Genomic DNA, 25705 nt, shown 5'->3' on the forward strand with positions numbered 1-25705 from the left:
CCACAATAATGGGATACCGCCAGCAAAAGCCGAAGATCGGCCTAACCAAGTGTCCGGATTTAGTTGACCACTACATAGCTAACCTAAAAGGAAATGCATACTAAAGTGGCGTAAAAAAGACTCTGGTTTGAGGTCGGTGTCAGGTAATAACTAGATCTGTACATCTTACCAGAAAAAAATATTAAAGATATTATCTTTCAGGATAACATCCCAATGCATCTTCTTTATCACATTGTAGTAAAGGGATAAGATCAACAAGTTTGTTTTTAATTGTTTTTCTGCAAGGGATGTTATATTCTTTTTCGGATATAGTTACTATTACACCTGACATTTCTTCATTTCCTTCGTAGTTACTAAAAATCGAATACTTGTATTTCCCTTTACTGAAAGAAACCTTTCCATATTCAGTCTGGTATCTATAGTAATAATTATGACTGAATCCACTAAAATCATCTCCCAATGAGTGATAAGAAAGCTCAGTCTTATCACCTTTCGAGAATTCATAATTCAATATATTTCCATCAACGAATAACTTAACATCACCTTTATCAGTCTCACAAGAAAAATACACGTTTTCGCCGCTATACGAAGAAGCTGAAATTAAATAAAGCAACATGAAAACATAAATATTAGAGCGCATTGTAATTATCCTTCATTTTTATATCATATCCTTTCTGCCTAGGACCATTGTACACTAGTGCAAATGCTAACCAATCTTTTGCTCGAATAGCTTTGAGCAATCTATTATCAGATTTTATAAAATTAACAAAAGCTTTAAGATGGTTTTTTTCTGAACTACTGAGCGAACTAACGAATTCATTTACATCTTTATATCCAGAACTCAAGTGGTTGGAACCTAATATCTGGAACTTCCCCCAAGATGCTGCTTTTAGTGCAGCATCCTTATCCAATGAGTAGGCCAGCATAAGTTTCCTATACTGAACTTTATATTTCCCATATCCGCCCCCCACAGGGTTAGATATTTCAGGGTGAGACTTATCATATTTCCCATTCGTCATATTACTAAATTTATGCCTTTCAAACAAAATAGAAAGCACTGCATCATCCTGATCTGAGAACTTATAATAACTGCCTGTACTACCGGTTTCAGTTAACGCTACTGCTTTTATAGCATTTACCTCACAACCAAGCTCAGAAGCAGCATTGACATAATCTGACTCTTCAACTACCTCACCATTATAGAAAGACAAAAACTCAATTTCATTTAAATTATCACCTATATATGTTTTAGGGTGCCCATTTCTGGCCTTTATTGCTAACGCCATAATTCCGACAGGCGAAAAGTGCCAGCTATCTTTCTCAAGTGTTAACTTAGTTGCACTCTGCATCCACTCCAGCTTATCAATTCGCTGTTTCTCATGATCCACCAACTGGTCAAAATCAGGCAGACCAATTTTGGTCATAAGTTTATCCAGCCATTGATAACTACTGGCTGACGATTTTTCATACCATTCGCTGGGGTGCTTGACGATAAGCTTGTGAAGTTGCTCAGCATTGCTGCTGTTTTGCAGGGCAGCCTGTATTTCTTCGCTACTAAGCTTACCACTCTTATCACTATCGAAACTCTTTACCAATTCGGTAAAGAAGGTGGAGGGCGCGTCAGGATCCAGATAGCCGTCAGAGCCTGAGCCATCGACCTTTTTAAAACCGCTCTTCAACCAGTCATGCTGACTCAATAAATCAACTTGCTCTTTCTTGACATATTTATCTGATGAGACACAAATCCACTCCTGCTTGGCAGCATCCTTTTCCAGCTTGGGTGCTTCAACCAGCGCTTCCTGACTTTTGTCCTTGGTTGCTACCCACTTGGATTTGCCTGCCTCACTCTTCTTCTCATGGAGAATCAAATCGGCAGGCACTTTGGCATAGATTGCACCACCTTGCGTTCCCGCCTTGTTGGCCAGAACATCATCCAGACGGGGATCTTGAGTAAACACCTCAAGATGAACCTGATGCTTGCTCTGTTTGCCCCCAATCAGGGACCCCGGTGTTTCCACCAAGCCGAGATAGCCTATGGTTTCACCCGCAGCAATTACCACGGGAGATGGCAGCACATATAGCTCGTCGAGATGGGAAGGGGGAAGCCTTTTAGCTTTGATAAATTCATCTTCAACGCACACCCAGGCGAGACCACAATTCCCCTGAGCGTCACTCCCACTCGGCATGACATATTTGCATCTGGCCATCTTGCGCGCTTTATCACCAATCCAATGGAATTCGAGTTGGTGGGCATCATACTGCAACTTGGTGCCAGCTGGCAGTGAGACATTGCCACTGCCAGCCATCAAGCGACCACTTTTATCATCCAAGACAGGATCTGCACGCCCAGCCATATCCTTCAATAGCTCTGCATCTATCTGATCGAATAGCCAGGTTGGCACATTGGGCTTGATAAAGGTCACGGCATCCGGGCTATTGGCGATCCAGACTGAACTCCCTTCACTGACTAATACCCCCGCCTTTTCAGCCTCTTTTATCTGGGCATTGGACAGCTTGCTCTTGATCTTTACCTTGATGAAATCATACTCCTTGCCCCCAACACTCCCCTTTTTGGGGGGAATGCTGCTATCCATCTCCAGTTCGGTATCCTTAGGCAAAGTGAAACGGGGTAAGGCAGCATCGGCACGCTGCTGCTCTGCATTGGGATTCCTATGGGGGACAGAATTGCGAGCATTCCAACCCTTTTTCAACACCAGCTTCTCGGTACTTTGGTACTTATCCCAAGGCAACAGGTGCATATAGAGCGAATAAAAGGTGAACTCGTTTTTAGCTTTTGTTTCTGCATTGATTTCACAATATTCGTGTTGGACCAGGCAGAAGCAGTTGGAATAACGCAGTGACTCCCCCTGAAATTCAGAGGTCAGATAATCCTTCATCATCCGAAAAGCCACGACTTTGCCGTCAGCAATGGCTCGGACAGGATATTTATCCTTGCACCAGGGGGCACTCTGGTCGCTGATATGAATACCACCGTGCCATTTGTTGTGATTGCCAAGGAGATAATGACCGGATTTTTCGCCATTAATAAGTGCAGTCAGCGCTTTGACATCCTTGAATTCTTCACCTTTAGCAGTGAGGATGGGAAATGCAAACTTCATGCTTTCTCCTTATTCAGAAAAGAGGTAGAACGCAGCGGGCTTCTCTTCTTTCAAGAGCGCCTCCATCGCCTTCTCGGTGGCAATCGCCTTGACCAGTTCAACCAGTTCAGGAGCTTTGACCACCTCAACCCCTTTGGGAGTAACGGGAGCCTGACCAGCCCAGCCAGAACCTGCTCCCGGACTGCCGCCGGCATTGAGTTTGATGGCGGGGCCGACCAGCTTGATGCCACTCGGGTCAACCTTCACAAAGCTGCCACCGCCCTTGAGGGTGATCTCTGAGCCCGCCTCCAGCACCAGCTTGTCACCCACCTTGATATGCACCTCTTCACCCGCATCCACCAAGAGGGATTGACCCAGCTTCTGGTGCATGGAGGTATCAACTGTCAGCGAATAGTCCGCCTTGATATGGTCGCGTTTTTCGCCTTCGACTGTCAGGTGGTCATTACCGAGGCTGGGCGGAGCGCCATCCTTGCCCGGCACCTTTCTGATGCGGGTTACCCGATCAAAGTCGATGTCGGTGTGCTGGTCGTGCTTGATGCGCCAAGCGGCATCGTTTTCGATAAGCACGTTCAGGTCTTTCTGACCGTGGATGTAAATCTCTTCCTGCCCCGCCTGGTCTTCAAAACGCAGCTCGTTAAAGCCCTCGCCCTTGTGAGTTTCGGTGCGTAGCACGGTGCGGGTCTTGTTGGCCGGTAAGTCGTAAGGTGGCCGGTTGGTGGCGTGGTAGGTACGACCCGTCACGATAGGCTGGTCGGGGTCACCTTCCAAGAACTCGACAATCACCTCGTGGCCGATACGCGGGATGGCCATCATGCCGTATTGGCCACCGGCCCAACCTTGCGATACTCGTACCCAGCAGGAGCTCTGGTCGTTAGAGCTGCCGTAGCGGTCCCACGGGAATTGCAGTTTCACCCGGCCATGCTCGTCGCAGTAAATCTCCTCCCCGTCGGGGCCCACCACGATAGCGATTTGCGGGCCATCCACCATCGGCTTGTAGGGTGCCTCGGGGCTGCCGATGCGGGCGCGCCAGGTGGTGCTCGCCTTCACTACGCCAAATTCGTTGTGGTAGACGGTGGGACCGCTGCCGCCCTCTTCTTCCAGGGCCTGGGGTTGCTCCCCGGTGTGGCGGATATGAACGATTTGCCAGTCGGTGTTGAGGCTGGCGTTCGGATGTTCGGTGAGTGAGAAGTGCTGGCCCGGCAACAAGGCGGCGCTGTTGGATTTGCCGCTGCCCGCCACTGCATCGTTGCGCAGGGCATCGAGCCGGTGCTGGGCAAAGGCCTTGCCGCTGCCGTCCTGCTTGTAGCGACCCGGGTAGTCAAAATGCTGATAGGTATCCCGTTGATGCTCGAGCTCTGCGCCCTGCTTTTTGTGGGAGAGGCCATAAGCCGGCGTCTTGAAGCTGTAGTCCTTGAGCTCTACATCGCTTGGCCGTACCGCCTCACGGTAGTGGAACTGGCGCACGTAAGGACCTTGTTCCAGCGAGCGGTTGCCGAGGTTGAAGAAAAGCTCGGGGCCAGCGGTCAGGGCGGCAGCATCGTCAGCAAAGACGATGCGGTGTTTGCCTTGCTCAAATTCGTGGAAGTAGAACAAGCCCTCTTCGGCAGCGAGGCGGTTCACGAAATCGAGGTCGGTCTCGCGATACTGCACGCAATATTCCCGCTGGGCGTGCTCGTTCTTGAGCGCAAAGGCGTAATCGGTGATGCCGTGTTCTTGCAGCAGGATACTGAGGATTTCATCGGGCTTTTGCGCCTGAAAGATGCGTGAGTTCTGGCGCAGCCCCAATCGCCACAGGGCAGGTTTGACTTGCAGCTGATAGCGGGTACGGCGAAAGCCGCTGTCCCCTTGGGCAAACTCGCTCACTACCCCGCAGACCCGACGCTGCAACTCGCCGTTGTACCACACCAGCAGCTCGCACGGCTGGTCCAGCACGGCGCCAAAGTCGACATCAGGCTGGCTACTTGCCACCTCCAGCTGCAGATTGAACGGCCGATTCAGCCCCTCATCCAGCTGGAAACTGGCCACCACGAAGGTGCTCTCGGGCAACTCCCCCACCTTGACGGTAAATTGCAATCCGGTTTGATTAGCCATGGCTTTCCCCTCTTGTCACGGCCAAGCTGTGCCTGAGCCCTTGCCAACTCTCGCGCCCATACACGCCCTCGCCGCGCAGCCACGCTACCGCCCTCTCAGGTGCCGCAAGGGCACCAAAGACAAGGGGGTTAACAGGTTACGAGCGGTTCGGGTCTGCATCACAGGACACCCTTTAGTGCTTTGCCATCCCTCCGCGCTCACTCGCAGGGCATAAAACCCCAGCAGGGGGATGGCAAAACAGAAAAGCTCCAGCCAACCCGTTGGCCAGGCTGGAGAAAATGCATAGTACAAGAAGCCGGTTGAACAACCGGCTCAAAGACACATTACTACTTACAAGGAATACCAAAGTACCGAAGCAAGGCTTACGCCTCGATGGGGGCGCGCCAGTCGTCCGCACCGGAAGTACCGGCAACGGTGTGCTCCCAGTCAATCTTGCGGTAAGCCATGGAGACCTGGATAAGCTGGGTGAAGTCAGACTTCGCCGGGTCCTGGCAGTGGGGCATCTGGCAGTCGATGTCAACGATAGTGGCATCGGTCAGCACGGTAGAGAAGAAGTGCTCCTGCTTGCCCTCAACGGAGGTGCGATACCACTTCAGGGTCACTTTCGGCAGCATTTCGCCGGAAGCCAGCGCGTTGTACATCAGCGGCACGGCTTTGTTCAGGGCGACGGTGAACTTGAACGGCTTGTGGACACGCTGACCGGCAGGCTGACCGGATTGCGGGTCGGTCGGGACGGTGACAACGTGCTGGAACTCTTGTACCAGCATCTCGTCTTCGTGGCCTTGCACGAAGATGTTGCCGACTGAGTCAGAGGTGAAGGCTCCGGCGGTGATATTGCCCTGGGTTTTACCTTCGATGCTGATATAACATGGAGTTGGCATGGGTATGCTCCTAAATAAGTTGGTTAAACGAGATAGCACTCAACCAACCCTTTAGCAGCGACCATGCCACTTATTTTTATTCTTATTTTTCAATTAGTTAAATAAAAGACAATTCTCGCACGATTCCTTCATATGCAATAAATTGCGCAACATCATCAAACTCACTGGCAAAACTGTCATTTTAAGTGATTTTATCTGTGTAATGAGCAATTTTTTGCGTTAGACAGCATCATGCACTGTCATCATCCACATTTTCAATCTGTGCCGTGTCAATGTTCAGTCTGACAATACCCTGCATCAGCGCCCATGATATCGCCTGATTTTTGCTGCTTGCCCCCAGCTTCTCCGCTATCCGTTCAAGATGGAAAGTGACGGTTCTGGGCTTGATCCCCAGGATCTGGGCAATATCACTCACTTGCTTGCCTTCGGCAGCCCACTGGCACACCTCCAGCTCCCGTAGGGTCAGTTCTTCCTGAGGAAGCTTCACGGCAAGACAAACACGGGCCACAGCCTCGAAGACATGCACCGCCAGCCAGCTTAAAAAGGGAGCAGCCGTCAGCCACTGATGCTCAGTTCGTGTAGTGCGTGTGATCAATGACAACAAGCCAACATGGCCATTCGGCCCGTGCCAGGGAATCGTGATCCCGTCGCGCAATCCCATCTCATGGGCCTGCAACATCACCTCAAGCCCCGCCATATCTTGTTGATCGCAACACTCGGTGATCAGGTTGGCCCAGAGGATAGGGGTACTCTGGCTCATCCCTTTGCGTACAACGGGATCTACCGTAAAGAAACGCTTTTTGTCATAGGTCTGTACCCATTCGGCAGGACAGCCGTTGAAAATCCTCACGTCAGGTCGCTGAATCGAACTGGGAAAGATGAATCCCAGCCGGAAGTGGTCAAAACCCATCTGCTGGCTAAGGGTACGCAGCAGGGCCACTATGGTCTGCTCGTCAGAGGCCTCATTGAAGCGGGTAATCAGCTCAAGAGCGTCGGCGGTGTCGAGGAAAAAGTTCGATGTCGAAGTCAAAAGCTAGGCACACCCGTTGTAAAGAATTACTAAATGTCATTAACAATAAATCAAATAGCATAATATCTCGCCAACACAAAGAAAAAGGCGAAGCCAATGAATAACATGGTGTGAGCGGGTCACCTCACACCTGGCTACATGTATAAAAAATCCCCGCCTGTCAGGGCGGGGATCCGGTGCGGGCAACAGCCCGAGATCACTGCGTGTGTTGTCTTTTTAGAATACGTATTTGACCCGTGCACTCAGGTTGCGGCCCGGTTCGGTCATCATGCTGTTATCGGAGCCCTCGGCACGACCGGCGATGCGCTCGTAGCTGGTGTACTCCTTGTCAAACAGGTTGAAGACCCCGACGTTGAGCTGCAGGTCGGTCATCGGGTTGAACTGGGCGTACATATCCACCACACCCCAACCGGCGCTCTTCACGTAATCGTTGCCTTTGCTGTCTTTACGGACTTTGTCCATGTCGTCAGCAAAGCGCAGCGCGGTATTGAAGTTCCACTGGGACTGTTCCAGACGCACACCGACCGAGCCGTTGAGCGGGCTCAGGCTGTTGATGTAGTTGCCATCCCCATCCTTGCCTTCGATGTAGGCGAGGTTGCCCCAGACATTGACGATGTCGTTGAGCCAGTAATCCGCCTTGGCTTCGACCCCTTTGGTGGTCGCCTTGCTCAGGTTCTGGTACTGGTAGACGGCGGTGCGCCCCTCTTTGCCCACTTCCACCATCTCGATGAAGTCTTCGAACTTGTTGTAGAAGCTGGCTACTTCATAGCTGAAGCCGTTGCTGCTGCCACGCACGCCAAGATCGATGCCGTCGCTGCTCTCCGGATTGAGGTTCGGGTTGGGCTCGATGCGATAGCCGTAAGCCTGATGGTTCAGGGTGGAGAAGGCGCTGTCATACATGGGGGCCTTGAAGCCGTGGCTGTACTGGGCGAACAGGTTGGCCGCCTCGTGGGCCTTGAACACCAGACCCAGCTTGGGTGACAACTCCCCTTCCGAGAACTTGTGCAGCTTGTCGCCTGTGTAGGCCGGATCGTTGTCCGGAGTCATCCGGTAGTAGTCATAACGGGCACCTGGGGTCAGCACCCAGCGCTCGCCAAACTTGATCTCGTCAAAGGCCCACAGGGCGCTGCGCTCGCTGGTGGTAGCCGGGAAACTCAGCTCGTTGTAGCCGACAAAATCACCGGGGGTCGTCGGCCCCTTGTAACGGGTACGTTCGTTGTCGGTGTGCTCGTATTCAGCCCCCCAGGCCAGGCGGTGGTTGGCGACCGCCTTGTGGAACTGCAGCTGGGCGCCGATGTTCTTCTGATCGAACACGTTGTGATCCAGCGAGTTTTTGGTCACATAGGGGTTGCCGGGGCTGACCGGATACTTGGATGAGGCGTACTGATCCAGCGTCTGTTTGGTGCGGGCGAAGTAGACCTTGCTATCCATCCGATCAGCCCAGCCTTGATTCAGCGCGATGCCGTGATCCAGCACCAAAGAGAGGTTGTCGGTCTGCTTGTCGGTGATGGGCTGATCAAAGACACGGGCAGTACCGGTACCGACCTTGTTGAGCTTGACCGCATCCGGCTCCTCGCCATCGGTCAGGTAGTCAACGGTCAGCTTGAGGAACTGCTCATCGGAGAGGTTCCACTTGCTCTTGAGCAGCAGGGCGTGGGTACCGATATCGAAGTCGTTTTTGGTGGAGTCGAAATTCTGGGTCACACCGCCATCGCGCCAGGTGTAGCGCAGCAGGTTCTCCACTTCACCAGTGCGCAAGGCGCCGGTAAAGCCCGCCATCTTCTGGTGGCTGCTGGAGGCGTAACCGCTGGTCACATCCAGATAACTATCCTTGCCCTTGAGGAAGTCGCTGGCATCCTTGGTGGTGATGGCAATCACGCCACCCAGCGCATCGGAGCCGTAGGCGGCAGACGCCGGCCCCTTTGCCACTTCTACCTGCTTGATCATGTCGGTATCGAAGTAGCTCTGGCCAACACCGCCCTTGCTGTAAGCATCGTTCTGGCGCACACCGTCGCGCACCACCTTGACCCGGTTTTCACCCATGCCGCGGATGATGAAGGTCTGCGCATCCCCCTGACCGCCGAGCACGGTCACACCGGGTTCGTAGCGGAACAGGTCGGCGACGTTGGTGACGACCTGCTCTTCAATCTGCTTGGCGGTGATCACCGAGATGGGGCCGGAGACATCTTCCAGTTTTTGCTCCATCCGTGAGCCGCTGACGACCACGACTTCATCCGCCTTCTGGGTGGCAGCAAAGACCTGGGAGGAGAGACCGGCCGCCACGGCGAGGGCAACCAGAGAGAGTGCGTTATGATGGGTCACAGCGAATCCTTATTGAGAACTGTTATCAAACAGGCCGCATATTACCCGGCTCTCGACAAAGATCAACAAGAAACGAAATCATTCTCATTTGTTTTGAACCAAATTGGTTTTACACTGTCGCCCTGTGTTGCCCTTATTCTCTATTAGCCCCCGAGATGCACCGGCATCCGGGCATATCAGCCGTGAGATCCCATGATTAGACGACTTCCCCTGCTCGCCCTGCCGCTGCTACTGGCAGCCTGTGCCACCCCAACCCAGCCAAACGTGTCATCACAGTTGCAGACGCTCTATGACTACCGGCTAAGTAGCGAGGGAGATGCAGACCTGACGCTGGAGCAAGCAATCGCGCGCATTGCCGACGCCGACATCATTCTGGTGGGCGAGCTGCACAGCCATCCTGCCGTGCATCTGTTGCAATCGCGCCTGCTGAGCGGGCTCTACACCGCAGGTCAGCAGCACGGTCGGCCATTGGCCCTCTCCATGGAGCAGTTCAGCCGCGCCGATCAGAAGACGCTGGATGCCTATCTGGCGAATCAGATTGGTGAAGCGGCCTTGATCCGCGAAGGCAACGCCTGGCCCAACTATCCGAGCGACTACCGCCCGCTGGTAGAGTTTGCCAAAGCGCACCAGATGCCGGTGATCGCCGCCAACGCCCCCAAGCCGCTGGTGAGCTGTGTCGGTCAGGAGGGGGCTGAGTGGCTCGACAAACTGCCAGCCACACGTCGCAGCCAGCTGGCCCGCCAGCTGACGCTGGGGGATGACCCCTATCGCCAGAAATTTATGGCCTCCATGCACCACGGCGATGCCGACAGCAACGCCCGCCGCTTCGCAGCCCAGACCAGCTGGGATGACACCATGGCCGAGAGCATGGTGGATTATCTCGCCAAGCACCCGGGCCAGCAGATCATGCATATCGCCGGCAATTTCCACGTCGAGGGGGGGCTTGGGCTCGCCAGTCGCATCGCCAGCCGCAATCCGGCCCTCAAGGTAGCGCTGGTCGTCCCCCGTACAGATGAGACCTCTGTTGCAGATCCCGCAGCCGATGTGCAGGTAACCATCATGCCGCTGCCTAAGCGCTGGCAAAACAGTGACGAGATGAAGCAAGATATGGGCGCGCTGCATCAATCCCGCAGTCGTGACTGCAGCCAGTGGCTGCAACCCTAATCTTCCAGGAAACGGCGGGTAAAATATGGATGTGTTACTGATCATCGATGTGCAGCAAGGCTTGTTCAACGAGCCCCGTTACCGCCAGGAGCAGGTGCTGGCCAATATCAATCGGGCTGCGGCCCATGTCAGGCAGCAACAGGGACGGGTCATCTATATCCAGCATGACTCGCCCCCCGGTACCGAACTGGAACCGGGCACCCCGGGTTGGCAGTTGCACAGTGCGCTGCAACCGGCCAAGGGAGAGAGCCGGGTGCGCAAAACGGCCTGTGACAGCTTTCTCGATACCGAGCTTGCCTTCCTGCTGGCCGAGCAGCCGGTCGATCGACTGATCCTCTGTGGCTGCGCCACCGATTTTTGCGTCGACACCACGGTGCGCAGTGCCGCCTCCCATGGGTACGAGGTGCTGGTATTAAGCGATGGTCACACCACCGCCGATCGCCCCCACCTGAGCGCAGCCCAGATCACCGAGCACCATCACTGGATGTGGCGCCACCTCAGCCTGCCGGAGGGGCGCAGTGTGACCCTGCTCACCACCGACGAGCTGCTGGCAGTAACACCCGCCCTGCAGCCATGCTAATCTGCGAGCCTCGCCTCGTTTCTCACTGGAGTCTGTCGTGCGCCTGTTGTCTGCCACCCTGTTGTTGATTGTTCCCCTGCTGTCGGCCTGCTCCAGCTTGCCCGGACAGAAGTATGACGGGCCGGAACCTCTGTTTCTGACCCACATCAACGAGGAGGGGAGCAAGCGGTTCACCTTTGAAGCAGCCCCCAACGACACCTTGCCGCGCGGCCTCTCGGCGGCCCAGAGCCAGCGCCTGCTGGAGCAGCGGGAGGCGTTGCAGGAGAACCTGCTGACCGAGACCCTGGCGACCAAGCAGTATTGCCGCCAGGGCTACATAGTGCTGAGCCAGACCTCCTGGAAGGTGCGGGGGGAGTGCAACGAAACGGCCACCGACGCCGATCGTCGCGCTTTTCCCAACAAGGCCAGCTGGCAGGATTGAACTGGCGGATAAGATAACGCAATAAAAACGGGCAGCCCAGTGGCTGCCCGTTTTGTTATAACGGCTGTCGTGGTCGACAGGGATTATCAGACCGGCGCATCGGCCGGGCTGGTGAGCTCGGCACCGTTGTCGATGCGCTTGTGCCCTTCCACCAGATGGACGAAATCCACCAGCTCGTCACCGGAGACCGCGAACGCCTGGCCGAAGCCCTTGACGAACAGCCCCTGCTCCGGCTTGAGGCGGAACAGTTTGAAATCCTTGAGGTTGGAGAGACCCTTGATGATCTCGCCAAAACGCCCCTCCAGTGCTGCGACCGCCTTGCTCCAGCGAGCGTCGTCACGGGCCACCACTTCGGCTACCGCATCGAAGGTCAAGCGCTTGCGGGCAAACAGCTCGCGGGCACCGCTCTCATCCTCGATCAGCATCAGGGATACTCGCGGCACCTGTTGCAGGTTGCGGGCGTGGCGAGCGATCTCGGAGATCAGCACATAGTAGCCATCTTCCTGCAGCACAAACGGGGCATAGCTGGCGTTGGGATTGCCTTCGCCATCGACGGTGGCGAGCTGCAGGGTACGGCAGCTGTCGCGAAACTCGCGGATCTCCGGTTGCAGGCGGTTCTGCAGACGCTCCTGACGTTCACTCATGCTTTGACTTCCTCTTGAGAGTTGTGGCGCAGCGCCATGAAACGGGTAACCTGATCGGCCAGCAGCTGGCGTTTCTCGTCGCGACCCAGATAGACCTTGAAAATGCAGCGGCCGGAGTGACCGAAGAACTGGAAGGAGTGCCCCTCCTTGCCCATGAACAGCTTGCTGACCAGCGCAATCCCCGCCACGTTGTCGAGCTTGAGGTGACCATGCAGCTCACCGTCGCGGCCCATCAGGTTGTAGTAGCCGCGTGCGTCCTTGCCTTTCGGGAAGGGGGCTTTTACCTCGAAGATGGAGCCTTCAGATTCGACGATGGTGGTCACCGGGCCCCAGTCGGCCAGATCTTCCAGCAGACCTTGTGCGCGATCGGCGGACAGCAGGGTCACCAGCTCGGCGGGCAGATGGCGAACCACCTCCCATTCGCTGATGGCAAGCTGGGCCGCCAGGGTGGACGGATGAGCGCCGGGATCCTGCTCCAGCAGCGCGTGAATGCGTTGTGCAATGCTCATGTTTTCTCCCTCTGCGGGACCAGGTCGTCCCGCTGTTTATCATGGCGGCTACTCTAATAAAGCACCGGAATCAATGCAATTGATAATTGCTATCATTATCAGTGCATTTTTTCTAAAGCCTTGATATTCTCGGCGGCACACCCGTTTCATTCACCCCTTCGGAGGTTAGCATGGGCCGTCGTCTTGCCCTCGCCATCACCCTGCTCTGCAGTTCACTATCCCCCTTCTCTGCCGTTGCCGCCGACGGACAGAAAGAGCGTATCGTCAGTATCGGCCCGGCCACCACAGAACTCATTCTGGCCCTTGGCGGTGAATCGAGCCTGATCGCCACCGATGTCAGCAGCCCCTTGCCAAAAGGGTTGCCCAAGGTGGGCTATCACCGGGCGCTGGCCGCCGAAGGGATCCTGAGCCTCTCCCCCACCCGACTGGTGGGCAGCGACGAGATGGGCCCGGCCCCGACCCTGGATCAGCTACGTCGTGCCGGGGTCAAGGTGGAGGTGCTGGATACCGCGCCGACCCTCGCCAACCTCAACCAGCGTATCGACACCCTCGCCAGCCTGCTGGGCGACAAAGCCGCTGGCGATCGCCTGAAGGCAGAGATCCAGGCTCAGACCGATCAGCTGGCGGCGCAAGCCAAACAGAACAAGCCGCTCAAGGTCGCCTTCCTGCTGCTGCACAAGGGGCAACCCACCAGCATCGCCGGGGGGGACACCACCGCCAGCGCGCTGATTTCGCTGGCAGGCGGCATCAATCCGGTCGCCGAGTTGCGCAACTACAAGCCGGTATCCGCCGAATCCCTCATCGAGATGCAGCCCGATCTGGTACTGGTCAGCGGTCGTGACTGGCAGCAATATGCCGACCCGGCCAAGGTGCTGGCAGAAGTGCCCGCCCTGGCCGCCACCCCGGCTGGTAAGCGTAACGCCATTCACGCCATCGACGGCCACGCCCTGCAAGGGGGCCTGAGCCTCAACTCCCTGCAACAGGCGAACCAGATCGCCCAGTGGATCAAGCAGGGGTCATGATGCGGTTACCCCTCTCCTGGCTGCTGGCCTTCACCACGGCCGCACTGGCGCTGTTGCTGCTCGGTTCGCTGGCAACCGGCCCCATGACCCTCACCCTGGGCGAGAGTCTACGGGCGCTGTTTGCCGGGCAGGAGAGCGGGATAGAGTCGCACAAACTGCTGATCGTGCAGGAAATTCGCCTGCCTCGTACCCTGCTCTGCATCGCAGTGGGGGGGATCCTCGGGCTCTGTGGCGCCGTGATGCAGGGGCTGTTTCGCAACCCCCTGGCTGACCCCGGCATCATAGGTGTCTCCGGCGGTGCGGCACTCGGTGCGGCGCTCGCCATCGTGCTGCTGGCCCCCCTCGGCCAGCAGCTGCAAGCCACCATCGGGGTTGGTCTGCTGCCGCTGCTCGCCTTTCTCGGCGGCGCGCTCACCACCACCCTGGTCTATCTGCTCGGCACCCGTGAGGGGGGCACCTCGGTCACCGTCATGCTACTGGCCGGGGTCGCCATCACGGCGCTCTCCGGCGCGGTGATCGGCCTGCTCACCTATCTGGCGGACGATCAGATGCTGCGCAACCTGAGCCTGTGGCAGATGGGAACGCTGGCGGCAGGCAAACCGGCCGATGTGGCGCTGGCCCTGCTCACTCTGGCGGCCCTGCTGTGGCTCTTTATGCGCGATGCCAATCCCCTCAACGCCCTGCTGCTGGGTGAAGGAGAGGCTCGTCATCTGGGAGTCAATGTGCAATCCCTCAAGCGCCGCCTGATTCTGCTCACCGCCGCGGGCGTCGGGGTGGCGGTGGCGGTATCGGGGATGATCGGCTTCGTCGGGCTGGTGGTGCCCCATCTGGTGCGCCTGCTGGCGGGCCCCAACCACGTCAGGTTGCTGCCGCTCTCGGCCCTGCTTGGCGCCGCCCTGCTGCTGGCGGCCGACATGCTGGCACGCACCCTGCTGGCCCCGGCCGAGCTGCCGGTGGGCATCATCACCGCCCTGCTCGGCGCCCCCTTCTTCATCTGGCTGCTGGTAAAAGGCCGCCGCGCCCTGTGATACGGACTGTTATGCAACCACTCTCATCCTCACTCTCCTCCCCCCTGTTGAGCTGCACCCGACTCAGCCTGCGCCGTGGCCAGCGCCTGATCCTGGATGGGCTCGATCTTAGTCTCGAGAGCGGCACCCTCACCGCGCTGCTCGGCCCCAACGGGGCGGGCAAGAGCTCGCTGCTCAAGTGCCTGACCGGCGAGCTGGAATATGAGGGTTCCATCACCCTGTTTGGCGCGGATCGCCAGCAGTGGGACAGCAGCCAGCTGGCCCACCGGCTCGGGGTATTGCCGCAAAGCTCCTCTCTCAACTTCCCCTTTCTCTGCGAGGAAGTGGTCGCCATGGGGCGCTTGCCCCACAGTGAACCGGCGGCGCGGCGTGACGAGATTGTGGCAGCGGCCATGACCCATGCCGGGGTCGAGCATCTGGCCAAGCGGCTCTATCCGGGGCTCTCCGGCGGCGAGCGGCAGCGGGTGCAGTTTGCCCGGGTGCTGGCGCAGATCTGGCAGGCCCCCTCCCCGACCGAGCAAGCCGAGCAACCCCGCCTGCTGCTGCTCGACGAACCCACCTCGGCCCTCGATCTGAAATATCAGCACCAACTGCTGGCTATGGCCCGGGCGCTGGCCAGTCGCAACACCGCCGTGCTGGTGGTGCTGCACGACCTCAATCTGGCGGCGCGCTATGCCGATCGGCTGGTGATGCTGGAGCGGGGCAAACTGATGGCCGATGGCACACCAGCCGAAGTGCTGACCCCTGAGCTGATCGCCCGTCTCTATGATTATCCGGCACAGGTGATCCATCACCCCGAGAGCGGCCTGCCTATGGTAGTGTGACAAATTCAGAGTGCGGTAACGGCAGGAAGCGCGCTATTCATCACGAAAACTGCAGCGTATAAACCGGTTTTTCACACCCCATATCGCCCTGCTAACATTCATCATCGCCAGCTATATGGTGTGAATATCCTCACACTTTACTCAGGCAAAATCCCCGCAGCATCGCCGTCTACTTATAATGGCGCCGCCTCACAGAAGGCATAACTCATTGATGCTACGGAACAATTACAATGAAAAATATCAACAAGACCCTACTGGCTGCCGCCATCTCTCTCGGGATGCTGGCAGGCTGCAACAGCGACAACGACTCAAAGGCAGCTGATCCCATGGTTCGTTTTGCCACCTTCAACCTCTCTTTTGACCGCACTGCCGCCGGTATGCTGACCGGTGAGCTGGCACTGACCCGCACCGAGCAGGATGCCCTGCTGGCCCGCCTCGCCGAAGGGAGCCTGAGCGGCGCCACGGAAACCAAAGCCAAGAACGTGCAGCAGATCCGCAACGTGGCGGAGATCATCCAGCGCACCCGCCCGGATGTGTTCCTGCTCAACGAGTTCGACAACGACGGCAAAGGCGAGAGCACCGCCGACCTGAAAGCCTTCAACGACAACTATCTGGCTCACGCCCAGCACGCAGAGGTGACGGCCATCAGCTATCCGGTGATGCAGCACTTCGCCACCAACACCGGCCTGATGAGCGGTTATGACCTCAATCTGGATGGCAAGGTCAACAGCGGCCCCGACGATGCCTGGGGCTTTGGCAACTATCACGGCCAGTACGCCTTTGCGGTGATGTCCAAATATCCCATTGACACCAAGCAGATCCGCACCTTCCAGAACTTCAAGTGGAAGGATATGCCGGGCGAGCAGAACCCCATCATCGATGACTGCAACAATCCCAAGGTCAAGATCCCGGCCAGCCGCCAGTGTGGTGATGCCTGGTATTCAGACGCAGCCTGGCAGCAGTACCCGCTCTCCTCCAAGAACCACGCCGATGTGCCGGTACGGATCAAGACCGAGAAGGGGGAAGAGGTGATCCACTTCCTGATCTCCCACCCGACCCCGCCGATCTTTGCCAATGCGGCGCGTCACACCGTCAAGCACAACCGCGCCGAGATCGCCTTCTGGAATGATTACGTCAAGGGTCTCAACTACATGACCGATGACAAGGGCACCAAGGGTGGGCTGGCCAAAAACGCCAAGTTCGTTATCGCGGGTGATCTCAACGCCGATCCGCTCACCGGTGACGGTGACCTGACCGCCATTCAGGATCTGCTAAACAACCCGCTGATGAATCAGGCCATCACCAATGGCACCCTGATCCCGGTCAGCGAAGGGGGCCCGGAGTGTGTCAGCAAGGGGGCCGACTGCAAACGCAACCTCACTCGCCCCAACCCGGAACGCATCACCAACTCCAGCGTGCTGCAGCTGGATCACGTCATCCCCTCCGCCAACCTCAACGCGGTCAAGAGCGGCGTCTTCTGGCCTGCCAGCTTCGAGGCCGGTTATCACCTGGTCTATGATGCGAAACTCGGCATCGCCAAGGGAGTCAGTTCGGATCACCGCATGGTATGGGTCGATCTCAAACTCGACTAACTCTGCCATGACCCCGCTGCGGCGGGGTCTTTTATTGGCGATGACTGGCGAGTTGACCACGGCTCATTAATCCACCGCTTGGCATTGAGTTATCCATCCATAACTCATCCATAGCCGCTGAATGGGCCTCGCGATCACAGAACCGCCGCGCCAATGGTGGTAGCATGCCTGCTCTTGCCATCCGGCCGCACGGCGGATCCGGTGGCCCCCCTCCTCCGCTTTCACTTTTTGAGGAACGATTTGATGGAACTGCTTCTGCTTAGCAACGGTAAAGCCAACGAATTTCCGGGTCTGCTCGGCTGGGCCCGTGACCGGGTTCAAAGCCTGCTGGCTCGCAAACAGGTCAAGCGCATTCTGCTCATCCCCTATGCGGTGATCCGCAGCGACTGGGATGCCCGTGCCAACGAACTTACCGAGAGCCTCGGGATCGAGACCATCAGCATTCACCACTTCGACGATCCGGTCGCGGCCGTCAATCAGGCCGACGCCATCTTTATCAGCGGCGGCAACACCTGGCGCCTGAATCAGCTGCTGCATGAAAATGGCCTGATCGTGCCGATCCAGCGTGCCGTGCGTGAGCGGGGCGTCCCCTATGTGGGCTGGAGCGCCGGTTGCAACGTGGCGACCCCGAGCATCCGCACCACCAACGACATGCCGGTCTGCAACGCCGCCGTGCTGCCCGCGCTGGGCCTGTTTCCGCTGCAGATCAACCCGCACTATCTGGACGCCAGCATCAGCGGCCACATGGGCGAGACCCGCGACGAGCGTCTGGCCGAATTCTGCGCCATCAACCCGAGCGAATATGTGCTGGCCCTGCGCGAAGCTAGTCTGCTGCAAATCACCGGAGATAACGGCAGCGAGCGTCTGGAGTACTGGAGCGCCCGCGAGCAGGACTTCAAGATCTTCAAACATGGCCAGGAGCCGCAAGCCTTTATGGACGCCGCCCCGCTGGCCGAGCTGACCCCCTTCAAGGTCGGCTGAGCTACGAAGAGCGCTTCACCACTGGCAGGCGGATAGCTCGCGAAACCGCAAAAACGAAAAAAGAGGGATGGCTCAATGCCATCCCTTTTTTTTATCGTCATCTTTCAGCTGGTTGCAGCCTGATTACTCACCCTGCAGGGTCACCAGCACCTTGCGGGCACCGCCATCGACGCGATGTTCGCCAAGCCAGATCCCCTGCCAGGTGCCGAGCGCCAGCTGACCATCGCGAACTGGCAGCAGCAGGCTCACCCCGAGCAGGGAGGATTTGATGTGGGCGGGCATGTCATCCGCCCCCTCATAGGTGTGGCGATAGTAGGGGGCATCCTCCGGCGCCAACCGGTGCAGATGGGCCTCCATATCGCTGCGCACGCTGGGGTCGCAGTTCTCGTTGAGGGTGAGCGAGGCGGAGGTGTGTTGCAGCAGCAGGTGGGCCATGCCGATCCGGTAATCCGCCAGCATCGGCAGTTTGGCCACCAGCTCGTCCGTCACCAGATGAAAGCCCCGCGAACGGGGCTTCAACGTCAGCAGGCACTGCTGCCACATCAGACGTACTCCATAAAGACGCGGGAGGTGAGCTTGGTGATGAGCTCGTAGGGGATGGTGCCAATCTCGTCGGCCACCCGCTCCACCGGCAGCCCCTCGCCCCACAGTACCGCCTCGTCGCCGGGCTTGTCTGTCGCGCCCGGGCCCAGATCGACGGTGCTCATATCCATGGAGACACGCCCCACCAGCGGCACGATGCGGCCGTTGACCAACACGGAAGTGCCGTTGGGCGCCATGCGCGGATAGCCGTCACCGTAGCCGATGGCAATCACGCCAAGGCGAGTGTCACGATCCGCCACCCAGTTGGCGCCGTAGCCCACCGGCTCGCCCGCCTTGTGATCCCGCACCGCAATCAGCTGGGTCTTCAAGGTCATCACCGGCTGCAGGTCGTAATCGGCCGCCACCGTGTTGGGGAAGGGCGACACGCCATAGAGGATGACACCGGGGCGCACCCAGTCGCAGTGGGAGTCCGGCCAGGCCAGAATGCCCGCCGAGTTGGCCATGGCTCGCTCACCCAGGAGCGGCGCGGTCAACTTGCTGAACAAGTCGATCTGCTCGCGGGTGGTGGGCTGCTCCAGCTCATCGGAGCGGCTGAAGTGAGTCATGATGTTGAACGGCTGCACCACGTTCTTGCACTTGCCGAGGCGCTCGATAAAGGCGGGCATCTCGTCAGCCCGCACCCCGAGCCGGTGCATGCCGGTGTCGAGTTTGAGCCAGGCCACCACGGGGGCTGGCAGCTCGGCCTGCTCCAGCGCTTCGAGCTGCTCCCAGGTGTGGACCGCCGTCTGCAGATTGTTGGCCGCCAGCACCGGCAGATCGTCGGCGGAGAAGAAGCCCTCCAGCAGCACGATGGGCTTGACCACAGCGCAGGAGCGCAGCATCAGCGCCTCTTCGATACGGGCCACCGCGTAGGCATCCGCATCCACCAGAGTGCGGGCGACCGGCAGCAGTCCGTGGCCATAGGCGTTGGCCTTGACCACAGCGATGATCTTGCAAGCGGGAGCGTGGCGCTTGACCACGGCGAGGTTGTGGCGCAAGGCCGCAGTGTTGATTTGGGCAGTAGCCGCTTTCATGGTTTTCCCTTACGAGGGCACAAATGGTCTCCCCCTCATCGGGCAGAAGACCGCCACTCACTTATCGTCGTCGAAGGCCGGACCGGCATAATTGTCGAACCGGGAAAACAGGCTCTGACGGGCTGCCTTGCAGTGAATGGCAAGCGGGTCAGAGCGGTGGTGGCAATCCTGACCACAGGATTGCCATGATTGTTACTTATCAATAATCGTCGTCAAACGCCGGACCGGCGTAGTTGTCGAACCGGGAGAACTGACCCTGGAAGGTGAGACGCACTCTTCCGATAGGGCCGTTACGCTGCTTGCCGATGATGATCTCGGCAATCCCCTTGTCCGGGCTGTCATCGTGATAAACCTCATCACGATAGATAAACATGATCAAATCCGCATCCTGCTCGATGGAGCCCGATTCACGAAGATCCGAGTTGACCGGGCGCTTGTCGGCCCGCTGTTCCAGGCTTCGGTTGAGCTGGGAGAGCGCCACCACAGGGCACTGCAGCTCTTTCGCCAAGGCCTTGAGGGAGCGGGAGATTTCACCGATCTCCAGGGTACGGTTATCGGAGAGCGCCGGTACCCGCATCAGCTGCAGGTAGTCCACCATGATCATCGAGAGGCCACCATGCTCGCGCGCCACCCGACGAGCGCGCGAGCGCACATCGGTCGGGGTGAGGCCGGAGGCGTCATCGATATACATCTTGCCCTTCTCGAGCAGCAGACCCATGGTGGAGGAGAGACGGGCCCAATCCTCGTCGTCGAGCTGACCGGTACGCACCTTGGTCTGATCGATACGACCGACCGAGGCGAGCATACGCATGATGATCTGCTCGGAGGGCATCTCCAGCGAGAAGATAAGCACCGGCTTGTCGGCGGTGAGGGCCGCATGCTCACAGAGGTTCATGGCAAAGGTGGTCTTGCCCATTGAGGGACGGGCCGCCACGATGATCAAGTCCGAACGCTGCAAACCGGCGGTCATCTTGTCCAGATCGTTGTAACCGCTAGATACCCCGGTCACCCCGTTGTGCGGGGTCTTGAACAGCTCTTCAATCTTGTCGACGGTCTGCTCGAGGATGAGCTTCAGGGGCTGGGGCCCCTCGTTGGCGCTGGTGCGCTGCTCGGCAATCTTGAATACCTTGCTCTCGGCAAGATCCAGCAGATCGCCGGAGGTACGGCCCTGTGGCTCGTAGCCTGCTTCGACTATCTCGTTGGCGACCGAGATCATCTCCCGCACCACCGCCCGCTCGCGCACGATTTCGGCGTAGGCGTTGATGTTGGCGGCACTCGGGGTGTTCTTGGCGATCTCCACCAGGTAGGCGAAGCCACCCGCCTCTTCCAGCTGTTCGGAGCGTTCCAGCTCCTCCTGCAGGGTGATGAGGTCGATGGGGTTGCCCGCGTTGGAGAGGCGGGTCATGGCCTGGAAGATCAACCGGTGCGGACGGCTGTAGAAATCCTGATCGATAACCCGTTCGACAACCCGATCCCAGGCATCGTTATCCAGCATCAGGCCGCCCAGTACGGACTGTTCGGCCTCAAAAGAGTGGGGAGGAACTTTCAGCTGTTGTGTCTTGGCGTCTTTTTTCGCCGTCACTTGCTCTGCCATACACATAAAAACCGCAGCGGGAAGGGGACGGGAATTTTACAAAAGAAAGCCAACTACGGCGAGCCCTATCTGGCGGCTCATACCATCATAAAGGGCCAAACCAGAGTCTGCTCTACCTTGACCATTTTGATTTTGCTTCGCATTTTGCGCTCCTTGCGACTCAATCTTCTGCTTTTCATCCGGTTTACTCCTCTTGTTTGACGCCGCATCGCGGCTACCTCGTTCATGAATAATTCATGCCAGAGGTGATATTGATGAATACAAGCTGCGACACAATTAGGGACAGGCAGCCTGCCATGCGCCTTGCTGAGCTTGCCAAAGCGGAGCATGCCCCACCCACAGACGAGAGTGAAAAGAGTCAAAATGAAAAAGATGCTGACCCTGTTTGCCGTGATCCTGGCCATTGGCCTGGGGGCACCTCACGCCGAAGCCAAGAAATTTGGCGGCGGCAAATCCTTTGGTAAAAGTTACAAAACTGCGCCGGCCCAGCCTGCGGCCAAACCGGTCGACAACAAGAATCCGACACTGAATGCCCAGACCCCGCCGAAAAAGAGCGGCATGATGGGCGGCCTGCTGGGCGGCCTGCTGGCCGGTGGCCTGTTTGCCTACCTGCTGGGCAGCGGTGCCTTTGAAGGTCTGCAAGGAATGGACTTCCTGCTGATCGCCCTGCTGGCGCTGGGTGCCGTCTTCCTGATCCGTACCCTGCGCAAGGGCAAGGTCGCGACGCCACAGCCACAACAGGCCGCCTATGCGGGCTATCAGCCGCCGCAATCTGCTGCCCCGCAGCAGTTTGAGCAGAGCAACAGCGCACCGCAAGCCACCGGCTTTGCCGACAGCGACGTGCCGTTCCGCCTGCCGCCGGGCTTTGACATGAACAGCTTCCTGGCCGGTGCCCGCGATCACTATCGCACCCTGCAAGAGGCGTGGAACAAGAACGATCTGGAAAAGGTGCGCGAGTACGTCAGCCCCGAGCTGTTTGAGCAGCTCAAAGCCGAGCGCGCCGAACTGACTGGCGACCAGCACACAGAAGTGATGTACGTTGATACCCAGCTGGTACGTGCTGACTATGGCAGCGACTGGGCCCAGGTGAGCGTGCGCTTCAGCGGCCGCTACATGGACCGTCAGGAGCAGGTCGAAGAAGACATCAAAGAGGTGTGGCACCTCGAACGCGATCTGGCCAAGAACAATGCCCCTTGGCATATCGTCGGGATCGAGCAGCTGTAAGGTTTAGATTGTCACTGCGCAAGAGGCGGCCCATAGGCCGCCTCTTTTCATTTCATCCCCTCACCTGACCTCCTACAGGCGATGGCTATCGTCATTGATAATTGAAGAGTTGTGACCAATCCCAAGATGACATGTCACCACGCACATAACGACAAAGGGCAGCCACCGGCTGCCCTTTGGGATCACATCTGGGGCTATGCGCCCCGCTGACGAATCAGTTACACCCTTCGGTAGACGTTGAGTTCAGATAGCTCACCTCATTGCCTGGCTGATAATCGGCCACGTTGATGGTCTTCTTGATTTCGATGAACTCTTTCAGCACGGCAGCATCGACCAACCCGGCATTGATGGTATCGATCTTCGGATAGCCGTCACCACCGGAGGCGCTGAAGCTCGGGATCGCGAAGCTGTAGGTTGCTGCCGGATCAAACGCCTTGCCACCGATACTGGTGATATTGACGCTCTTGGCTTGGCAATCCACCGCCATGTTGATACCGCCAAACTGGGCATAACCACCGGTATTGCGGGTCTTGGTTGCCACCTGGCCCAGATAGGTCGCCAGATCACTCCCCTTCATGGCCGCCTTGTTGACCGTGTTGCCAAACGGGTGCACCAGCAGCACGCTGCGGTAGGTGATATCACCGGCCGGGATGCTGTCACGCACACCACCTGAATTGACGATACCAAAGTCGACCCCCAGCTTGCTGCTGGTCGCCGTGGTGATGAGACGACCCAGGTTGGTCTGTTTGTTGCGAACCGAGTTGCGATCACCAACCAGCAAGCCATCTGCCGAGCCAATGACGACATTCAGCTCTTGCTGACCTTTCTCCTGATAACCCAGCAGGGTGTTATACAGCTCGGGGTCCTTGGTGATCTCATCCTGGATCAACACCATGTTGGCCGGGTCCTTGGTCACGGCACCGTTGGCATCGATCGCCTCGCCCTTGGCATTGCGCTTGATCAGGTTGACCGGGATCAGGTCATAGCTGGTCAGGGTCAGCTTGCCATTCTGGTAGTCAAACTGGGCGCGGCCCACATACTTGCCCCACTCGTGAGCCTGCATGATCCAGGTACCGTTTTGCTGATCTGGCTGGCAGTTATCACCCGGTTTGAAATTGGCGTACTTGTTGGTGGTGCCCGGTTCCATACAGACCGGATTCTGGGAGTGACCACCAATGATGGCATCCAGAGTCCCTGCCGGCAGCGCACGAGCCATCTCTACATCGCCCGGCGCGTTGCTACCGTGCTGACCATCGGCATAGTGGCCCATGTGGGTGATGGCAAAGACCAGATTGGCCTCCTTGTTGTCACGGATCTGTTTGCCCAGCTTGGCCGCCTCGCTGGTCGGATCGCGGAACTCCAGGGTCTGCACGTTGTTGGGATCCACCAGCTGGGCGGTATCCTCGGTAGTCAGCCCCAGCACGGCGACCTTGAGGCCGCTCTCCAGCTTGAACACCTTGTAGGGGTCAAAGTAGTGTTTACCGCTGGCCTTGTCATAGATGTTGGCCGAGAGCATGGGGAACTGAGCCCACTTGCGCTGCTTTTCCAGCACGCTGAGGGGGTTGTCGAATTCATGGTTGCCCACCGCCATCGCATCGTAGCGAATGCTGTTCATGCCGACGAAGTCAGGCTCGGCATCCTGCAGATCGGACTCCGGCACCCCGGTATTCACATCACCACCGGAGAGCACCAACACCTCGCTGCCAGCAGCCTTGGCCTCGCTACGCAGTTGCTCGACCAGAGTCTTCTGGGCAGCCATACCATACTCATTTTCGGCGTTGTGCCAGAAACGGCCGTGGGTATCGTTGGTGTGCAGTATGGTCAGTTTGCAGACATTTTCGGTGCAGGGTGCAACGGTGTCATTGCTCGAGGTATTACAGCCAGTCAGTGCAGCAAGCACGGCCAGTGCCACGCCGCCTTTGATGAAGTTATTATTCATATCCATATCACCTTGATTGTTTTGTTATTTAATGACCTTATCCAGCCGGTCGGGCGCCAATATAACAAACAACAGATGACCGTTTTTCATCGATGACTCACAAATTCCGTTAATTGTGATCTTCACCCCAACATAGAGCTTCTTATTGATTTCTAGAGTTTTTCGTTGAGATGTCACTCACTTGCAACGCCTTGTTATCAAGGTGGCGCCACGTATACGCCCCTTTATGGCATACTCCCCAGCCAACCATGCCCGAGGAGAGAGTTGATGGCCAAGTACGACAAGATTTCCCCCGAGACCCAGCAGGAGGCGATGAAAATTGCCCGTGCCAACCAGAAGCCGGGGCAGACCAAAGAGCAGACCCAGCTTATTGCGCAAGGGATCCAGAAAGGCATCGACGAATACAAGAAGCAGATGAAGGCGCGGGCCCGCGAAGCGAGCCGCCAGAAAAAAATGCAGGCCAAAGCCAGGCAACCACAGGACGCGCCACAAACCGAAGAGCAAGACGATCAGCTTGAACTGGTTGAAGTAAGCCATCAGCATCCCCTTCCCTGGATCTTGCTGGTGCTGAGCTGGCTGGGATTTGCAGCAGCCTGGTTCTGGTTGCACTAAGACGTGCTAGCAAACCTTTATCCGGGATCCTCTTCACAGCCCGGGCCCGGGCTGCTGGTGATTACCTGCGAAGAGTGGTTAAATCCCGCGCCTCTTGCACCGGACAACCGGTTTTTTGACGATCAGTTTTCAGGAAAGATGTTATGAACCCCGCTCCGCTCTATCTGCTGGCCCCTTTTGTTCTGTTTCTTGTGACCATGCTGCTCTATCGCATTTCGCCGCTGCGGGCGGTCGCCGCCGGTGGGGTACGCTGGTTTATCCTGCCGGCCTTCACCCTGTTTATTTTGCTGATCATCATCAATGGAGCCGCCGATCCCGCCCTGCGCGATCCGGCATTCCACTGGTTGATGCCGGGCCTTGGCTTTGCCCTGAGCCTGTTTCCGGCCCTGCCCAAGGCGCTGGTGCCACGGCTCGCCATCAAGGAGGGGGCCTTTGCCGCCCTCGGTCTGATGCTGATGAGCCTGGCCATGGTCTACTGACCAACTGGCCACAGCCGTTAACATGACTCAAGG

General features: G+C 57.5%; 23 protein-coding genes. 11 read left to right on the forward strand and 12 right to left on the reverse strand.

Going from position 1 to position 25705, the window contains the following annotated elements:
* Positions 1-190: 190 nt before the first annotated feature.
* From G5195_RS17435 to G5195_RS17460, 6 genes are all read right to left on the reverse strand, one after another.
* On the reverse strand, positions 191-640 hold the full coding sequence (locus tag G5195_RS17435) for a hypothetical protein (protein ID WP_421236338.1): 450 nt from the start codon (positions 638-640) through the stop codon (positions 191-193).
* Entirely contained in the window at positions 630-3119 is a 2490-nt protein-coding gene (locus G5195_RS17440) for an N-acetylmuramidase family protein (protein WP_421236339.1), read from the reverse strand. The genes G5195_RS17435 and G5195_RS17440 overlap by 11 nt, the downstream gene beginning before the upstream one ends.
* A 9-nt stretch (positions 3120-3128) precedes the next feature.
* The gene (gene tssI / locus G5195_RS17445; protein ID WP_421236340.1) at positions 3129-5210 is read right to left on the reverse strand and encodes a type VI secretion system tip protein TssI/VgrG; all 2082 of its coding nucleotides are present in this window, start codon (positions 5208-5210) and stop codon (positions 3129-3131) included.
* Between the two features lie 362 nt (positions 5211-5572).
* Complete coding sequence (gene hcp1, locus G5195_RS17450) at positions 5573-6091, reverse strand: type VI secretion system effector Hcp1 (protein WP_010634242.1); 519 nt, start codon at positions 6089-6091, stop codon at positions 5573-5575.
* A gap of 229 nt (positions 6092-6320) precedes the next feature.
* Positions 6321-7031: a LuxR family transcriptional regulator gene (locus G5195_RS17455; RefSeq protein WP_421236341.1), complete on the reverse strand. Its 711-nt coding sequence runs from the start codon at positions 7029-7031 to the stop codon at positions 6321-6323.
* 306 nt (positions 7032-7337) lie between these two features.
* Positions 7338-9443 (reverse strand): TonB-dependent hemoglobin/transferrin/lactoferrin family receptor, encoded by a 2106-nt coding sequence (locus tag G5195_RS17460; RefSeq protein WP_421205053.1) that lies wholly within the window; start codon positions 9441-9443, stop codon positions 7338-7340.
* Between the two features lie 192 nt (positions 9444-9635).
* Here G5195_RS17460 and G5195_RS17465 point away from each other — a divergent pair, with 192 nt between their 5' ends.
* The 3 genes from G5195_RS17465 to G5195_RS17475 are packed head-to-tail and all read left to right on the forward strand — an operon-like array spanning position 9636 to position 11608.
* A complete protein-coding gene (locus G5195_RS17465) occupies positions 9636-10607 on the forward strand; it encodes a ChaN family lipoprotein (RefSeq protein ID WP_227274221.1) in 972 nt (323 codons plus the stop codon).
* A gap of 25 nt (positions 10608-10632) precedes the next feature.
* Positions 10633-11187, forward strand: coding sequence for a cysteine hydrolase family protein (locus G5195_RS17470; RefSeq protein ID WP_005348211.1), 555 nt, complete (start codon positions 10633-10635; stop codon positions 11185-11187).
* A 37-nt stretch (positions 11188-11224) separates the two neighbouring features.
* Positions 11225-11608 carry a hypothetical protein gene (locus G5195_RS17475; protein WP_005335256.1) on the forward strand — a complete coding sequence of 128 codons (384 nt, stop codon included), beginning with the start codon at positions 11225-11227 and terminating at the stop codon, positions 11606-11608.
* A gap of 86 nt (positions 11609-11694) precedes the next feature.
* Here G5195_RS17475 and hutZ read toward each other — a convergent pair whose 3' ends face one another.
* Both hutZ and hutX read right to left on the reverse strand, forming a co-directional pair.
* Positions 11695-12252, reverse strand: coding sequence for a heme utilization protein HutZ (gene hutZ / locus G5195_RS17480; protein ID WP_005335257.1), 558 nt, complete (start codon positions 12250-12252; stop codon positions 11695-11697).
* Entirely contained in the window at positions 12249-12761 is a 513-nt protein-coding gene (gene hutX / locus G5195_RS17485; protein ID WP_040066748.1) for a heme utilization cystosolic carrier protein HutX, read from the reverse strand. The genes hutZ and hutX overlap by 4 nt, the downstream gene beginning before the upstream one ends.
* Positions 12762-12931: 170 nt before the next feature.
* On the opposite strand from hutX, the gene G5195_RS17490 reads away from it, so the two are divergent.
* From G5195_RS17490 to pepE, 5 genes are all read left to right on the forward strand, one after another.
* The gene (locus G5195_RS17490) at positions 12932-13783 is read left to right on the forward strand and encodes a heme/hemin ABC transporter substrate-binding protein (protein ID WP_040066746.1); all 852 of its coding nucleotides are present in this window, start codon (positions 12932-12934) and stop codon (positions 13781-13783) included.
* Positions 13780-14811, forward strand: a complete 1032-nt coding sequence (locus G5195_RS17495; protein WP_005335261.1) for a FecCD family ABC transporter permease — start codon at positions 13780-13782, stop codon at positions 14809-14811. The genes G5195_RS17490 and G5195_RS17495 overlap by 4 nt, the downstream gene beginning before the upstream one ends.
* Before the next feature lie 11 nt (positions 14812-14822).
* Positions 14823-15635, forward strand: a complete 813-nt coding sequence (locus tag G5195_RS17500; RefSeq protein WP_268012483.1) for a heme ABC transporter ATP-binding protein — start codon at positions 14823-14825, stop codon at positions 15633-15635.
* A 230-nt stretch (positions 15636-15865) separates the two neighbouring features.
* Positions 15866-17227 carry an endonuclease/exonuclease/phosphatase family protein gene (locus tag G5195_RS17505; protein ID WP_421236342.1) on the forward strand — a complete coding sequence of 454 codons (1362 nt, stop codon included), beginning with the start codon at positions 15866-15868 and terminating at the stop codon, positions 17225-17227.
* Positions 17228-17470: 243 nt separating this feature from the next.
* Positions 17471-18208 carry a dipeptidase PepE gene (gene pepE, locus G5195_RS17510; RefSeq protein WP_421236343.1) on the forward strand — a complete coding sequence of 246 codons (738 nt, stop codon included), beginning with the start codon at positions 17471-17473 and terminating at the stop codon, positions 18206-18208.
* A gap of 123 nt (positions 18209-18331) precedes the next feature.
* On the opposite strand, the gene G5195_RS17515 is transcribed toward pepE, so the two are convergent.
* From G5195_RS17515 to dnaB, 3 genes are all read right to left on the reverse strand, one after another.
* Positions 18332-18751 carry a secondary thiamine-phosphate synthase enzyme YjbQ gene (locus tag G5195_RS17515; protein ID WP_216950245.1) on the reverse strand — a complete coding sequence of 140 codons (420 nt, stop codon included), beginning with the start codon at positions 18749-18751 and terminating at the stop codon, positions 18332-18334.
* Complete coding sequence (alr, locus tag G5195_RS17520) at positions 18751-19824, reverse strand: alanine racemase (protein ID WP_185228398.1); 1074 nt, start codon at positions 19822-19824, stop codon at positions 18751-18753. The genes G5195_RS17515 and alr overlap by 1 nt, the downstream gene beginning before the upstream one ends.
* Before the next feature lie 199 nt (positions 19825-20023).
* On the reverse strand, positions 20024-21418 hold the full coding sequence (dnaB, locus tag G5195_RS17525; protein ID WP_421221829.1) for a replicative DNA helicase: 1395 nt from the start codon (positions 21416-21418) through the stop codon (positions 20024-20026).
* A gap of 363 nt (positions 21419-21781) precedes the next feature.
* Here dnaB and G5195_RS17530 point away from each other — a divergent pair, with 363 nt between their 5' ends.
* Positions 21782-22642 (forward strand): Tim44 domain-containing protein, encoded by an 861-nt coding sequence (locus G5195_RS17530; protein ID WP_005335275.1) that lies wholly within the window; start codon positions 21782-21784, stop codon positions 22640-22642.
* A 214-nt stretch (positions 22643-22856) separates the two neighbouring features.
* On the opposite strand, the gene ushA is transcribed toward G5195_RS17530, so the two are convergent.
* Entirely contained in the window at positions 22857-24581 is a 1725-nt protein-coding gene (gene ushA / locus G5195_RS17535; protein ID WP_158114150.1) for a bifunctional UDP-sugar hydrolase/5'-nucleotidase UshA, read from the reverse strand.
* A 267-nt stretch (positions 24582-24848) separates the two neighbouring features.
* Between ushA and G5195_RS17540 the strand changes: the two genes are divergently transcribed.
* Together G5195_RS17540 and G5195_RS17545 are read left to right on the forward strand one after the other, a co-directional pair.
* Complete coding sequence (locus tag G5195_RS17540; RefSeq protein ID WP_167556727.1) at positions 24849-25193, forward strand: DUF2956 domain-containing protein; 345 nt, start codon at positions 24849-24851, stop codon at positions 25191-25193.
* Between the two features lie 143 nt (positions 25194-25336).
* The gene (locus tag G5195_RS17545; RefSeq protein ID WP_005358483.1) at positions 25337-25672 is read left to right on the forward strand and encodes a hypothetical protein; all 336 of its coding nucleotides are present in this window, start codon (positions 25337-25339) and stop codon (positions 25670-25672) included.
* Positions 25673-25705 lie beyond the last annotated feature (33 nt).

Source organism: Aeromonas sp. 601039 (genome assembly GCF_049174415.1).
Classification (GTDB): Bacteria; Pseudomonadota; Gammaproteobacteria; order Enterobacterales; family Aeromonadaceae; genus Aeromonas; species Aeromonas veronii_A.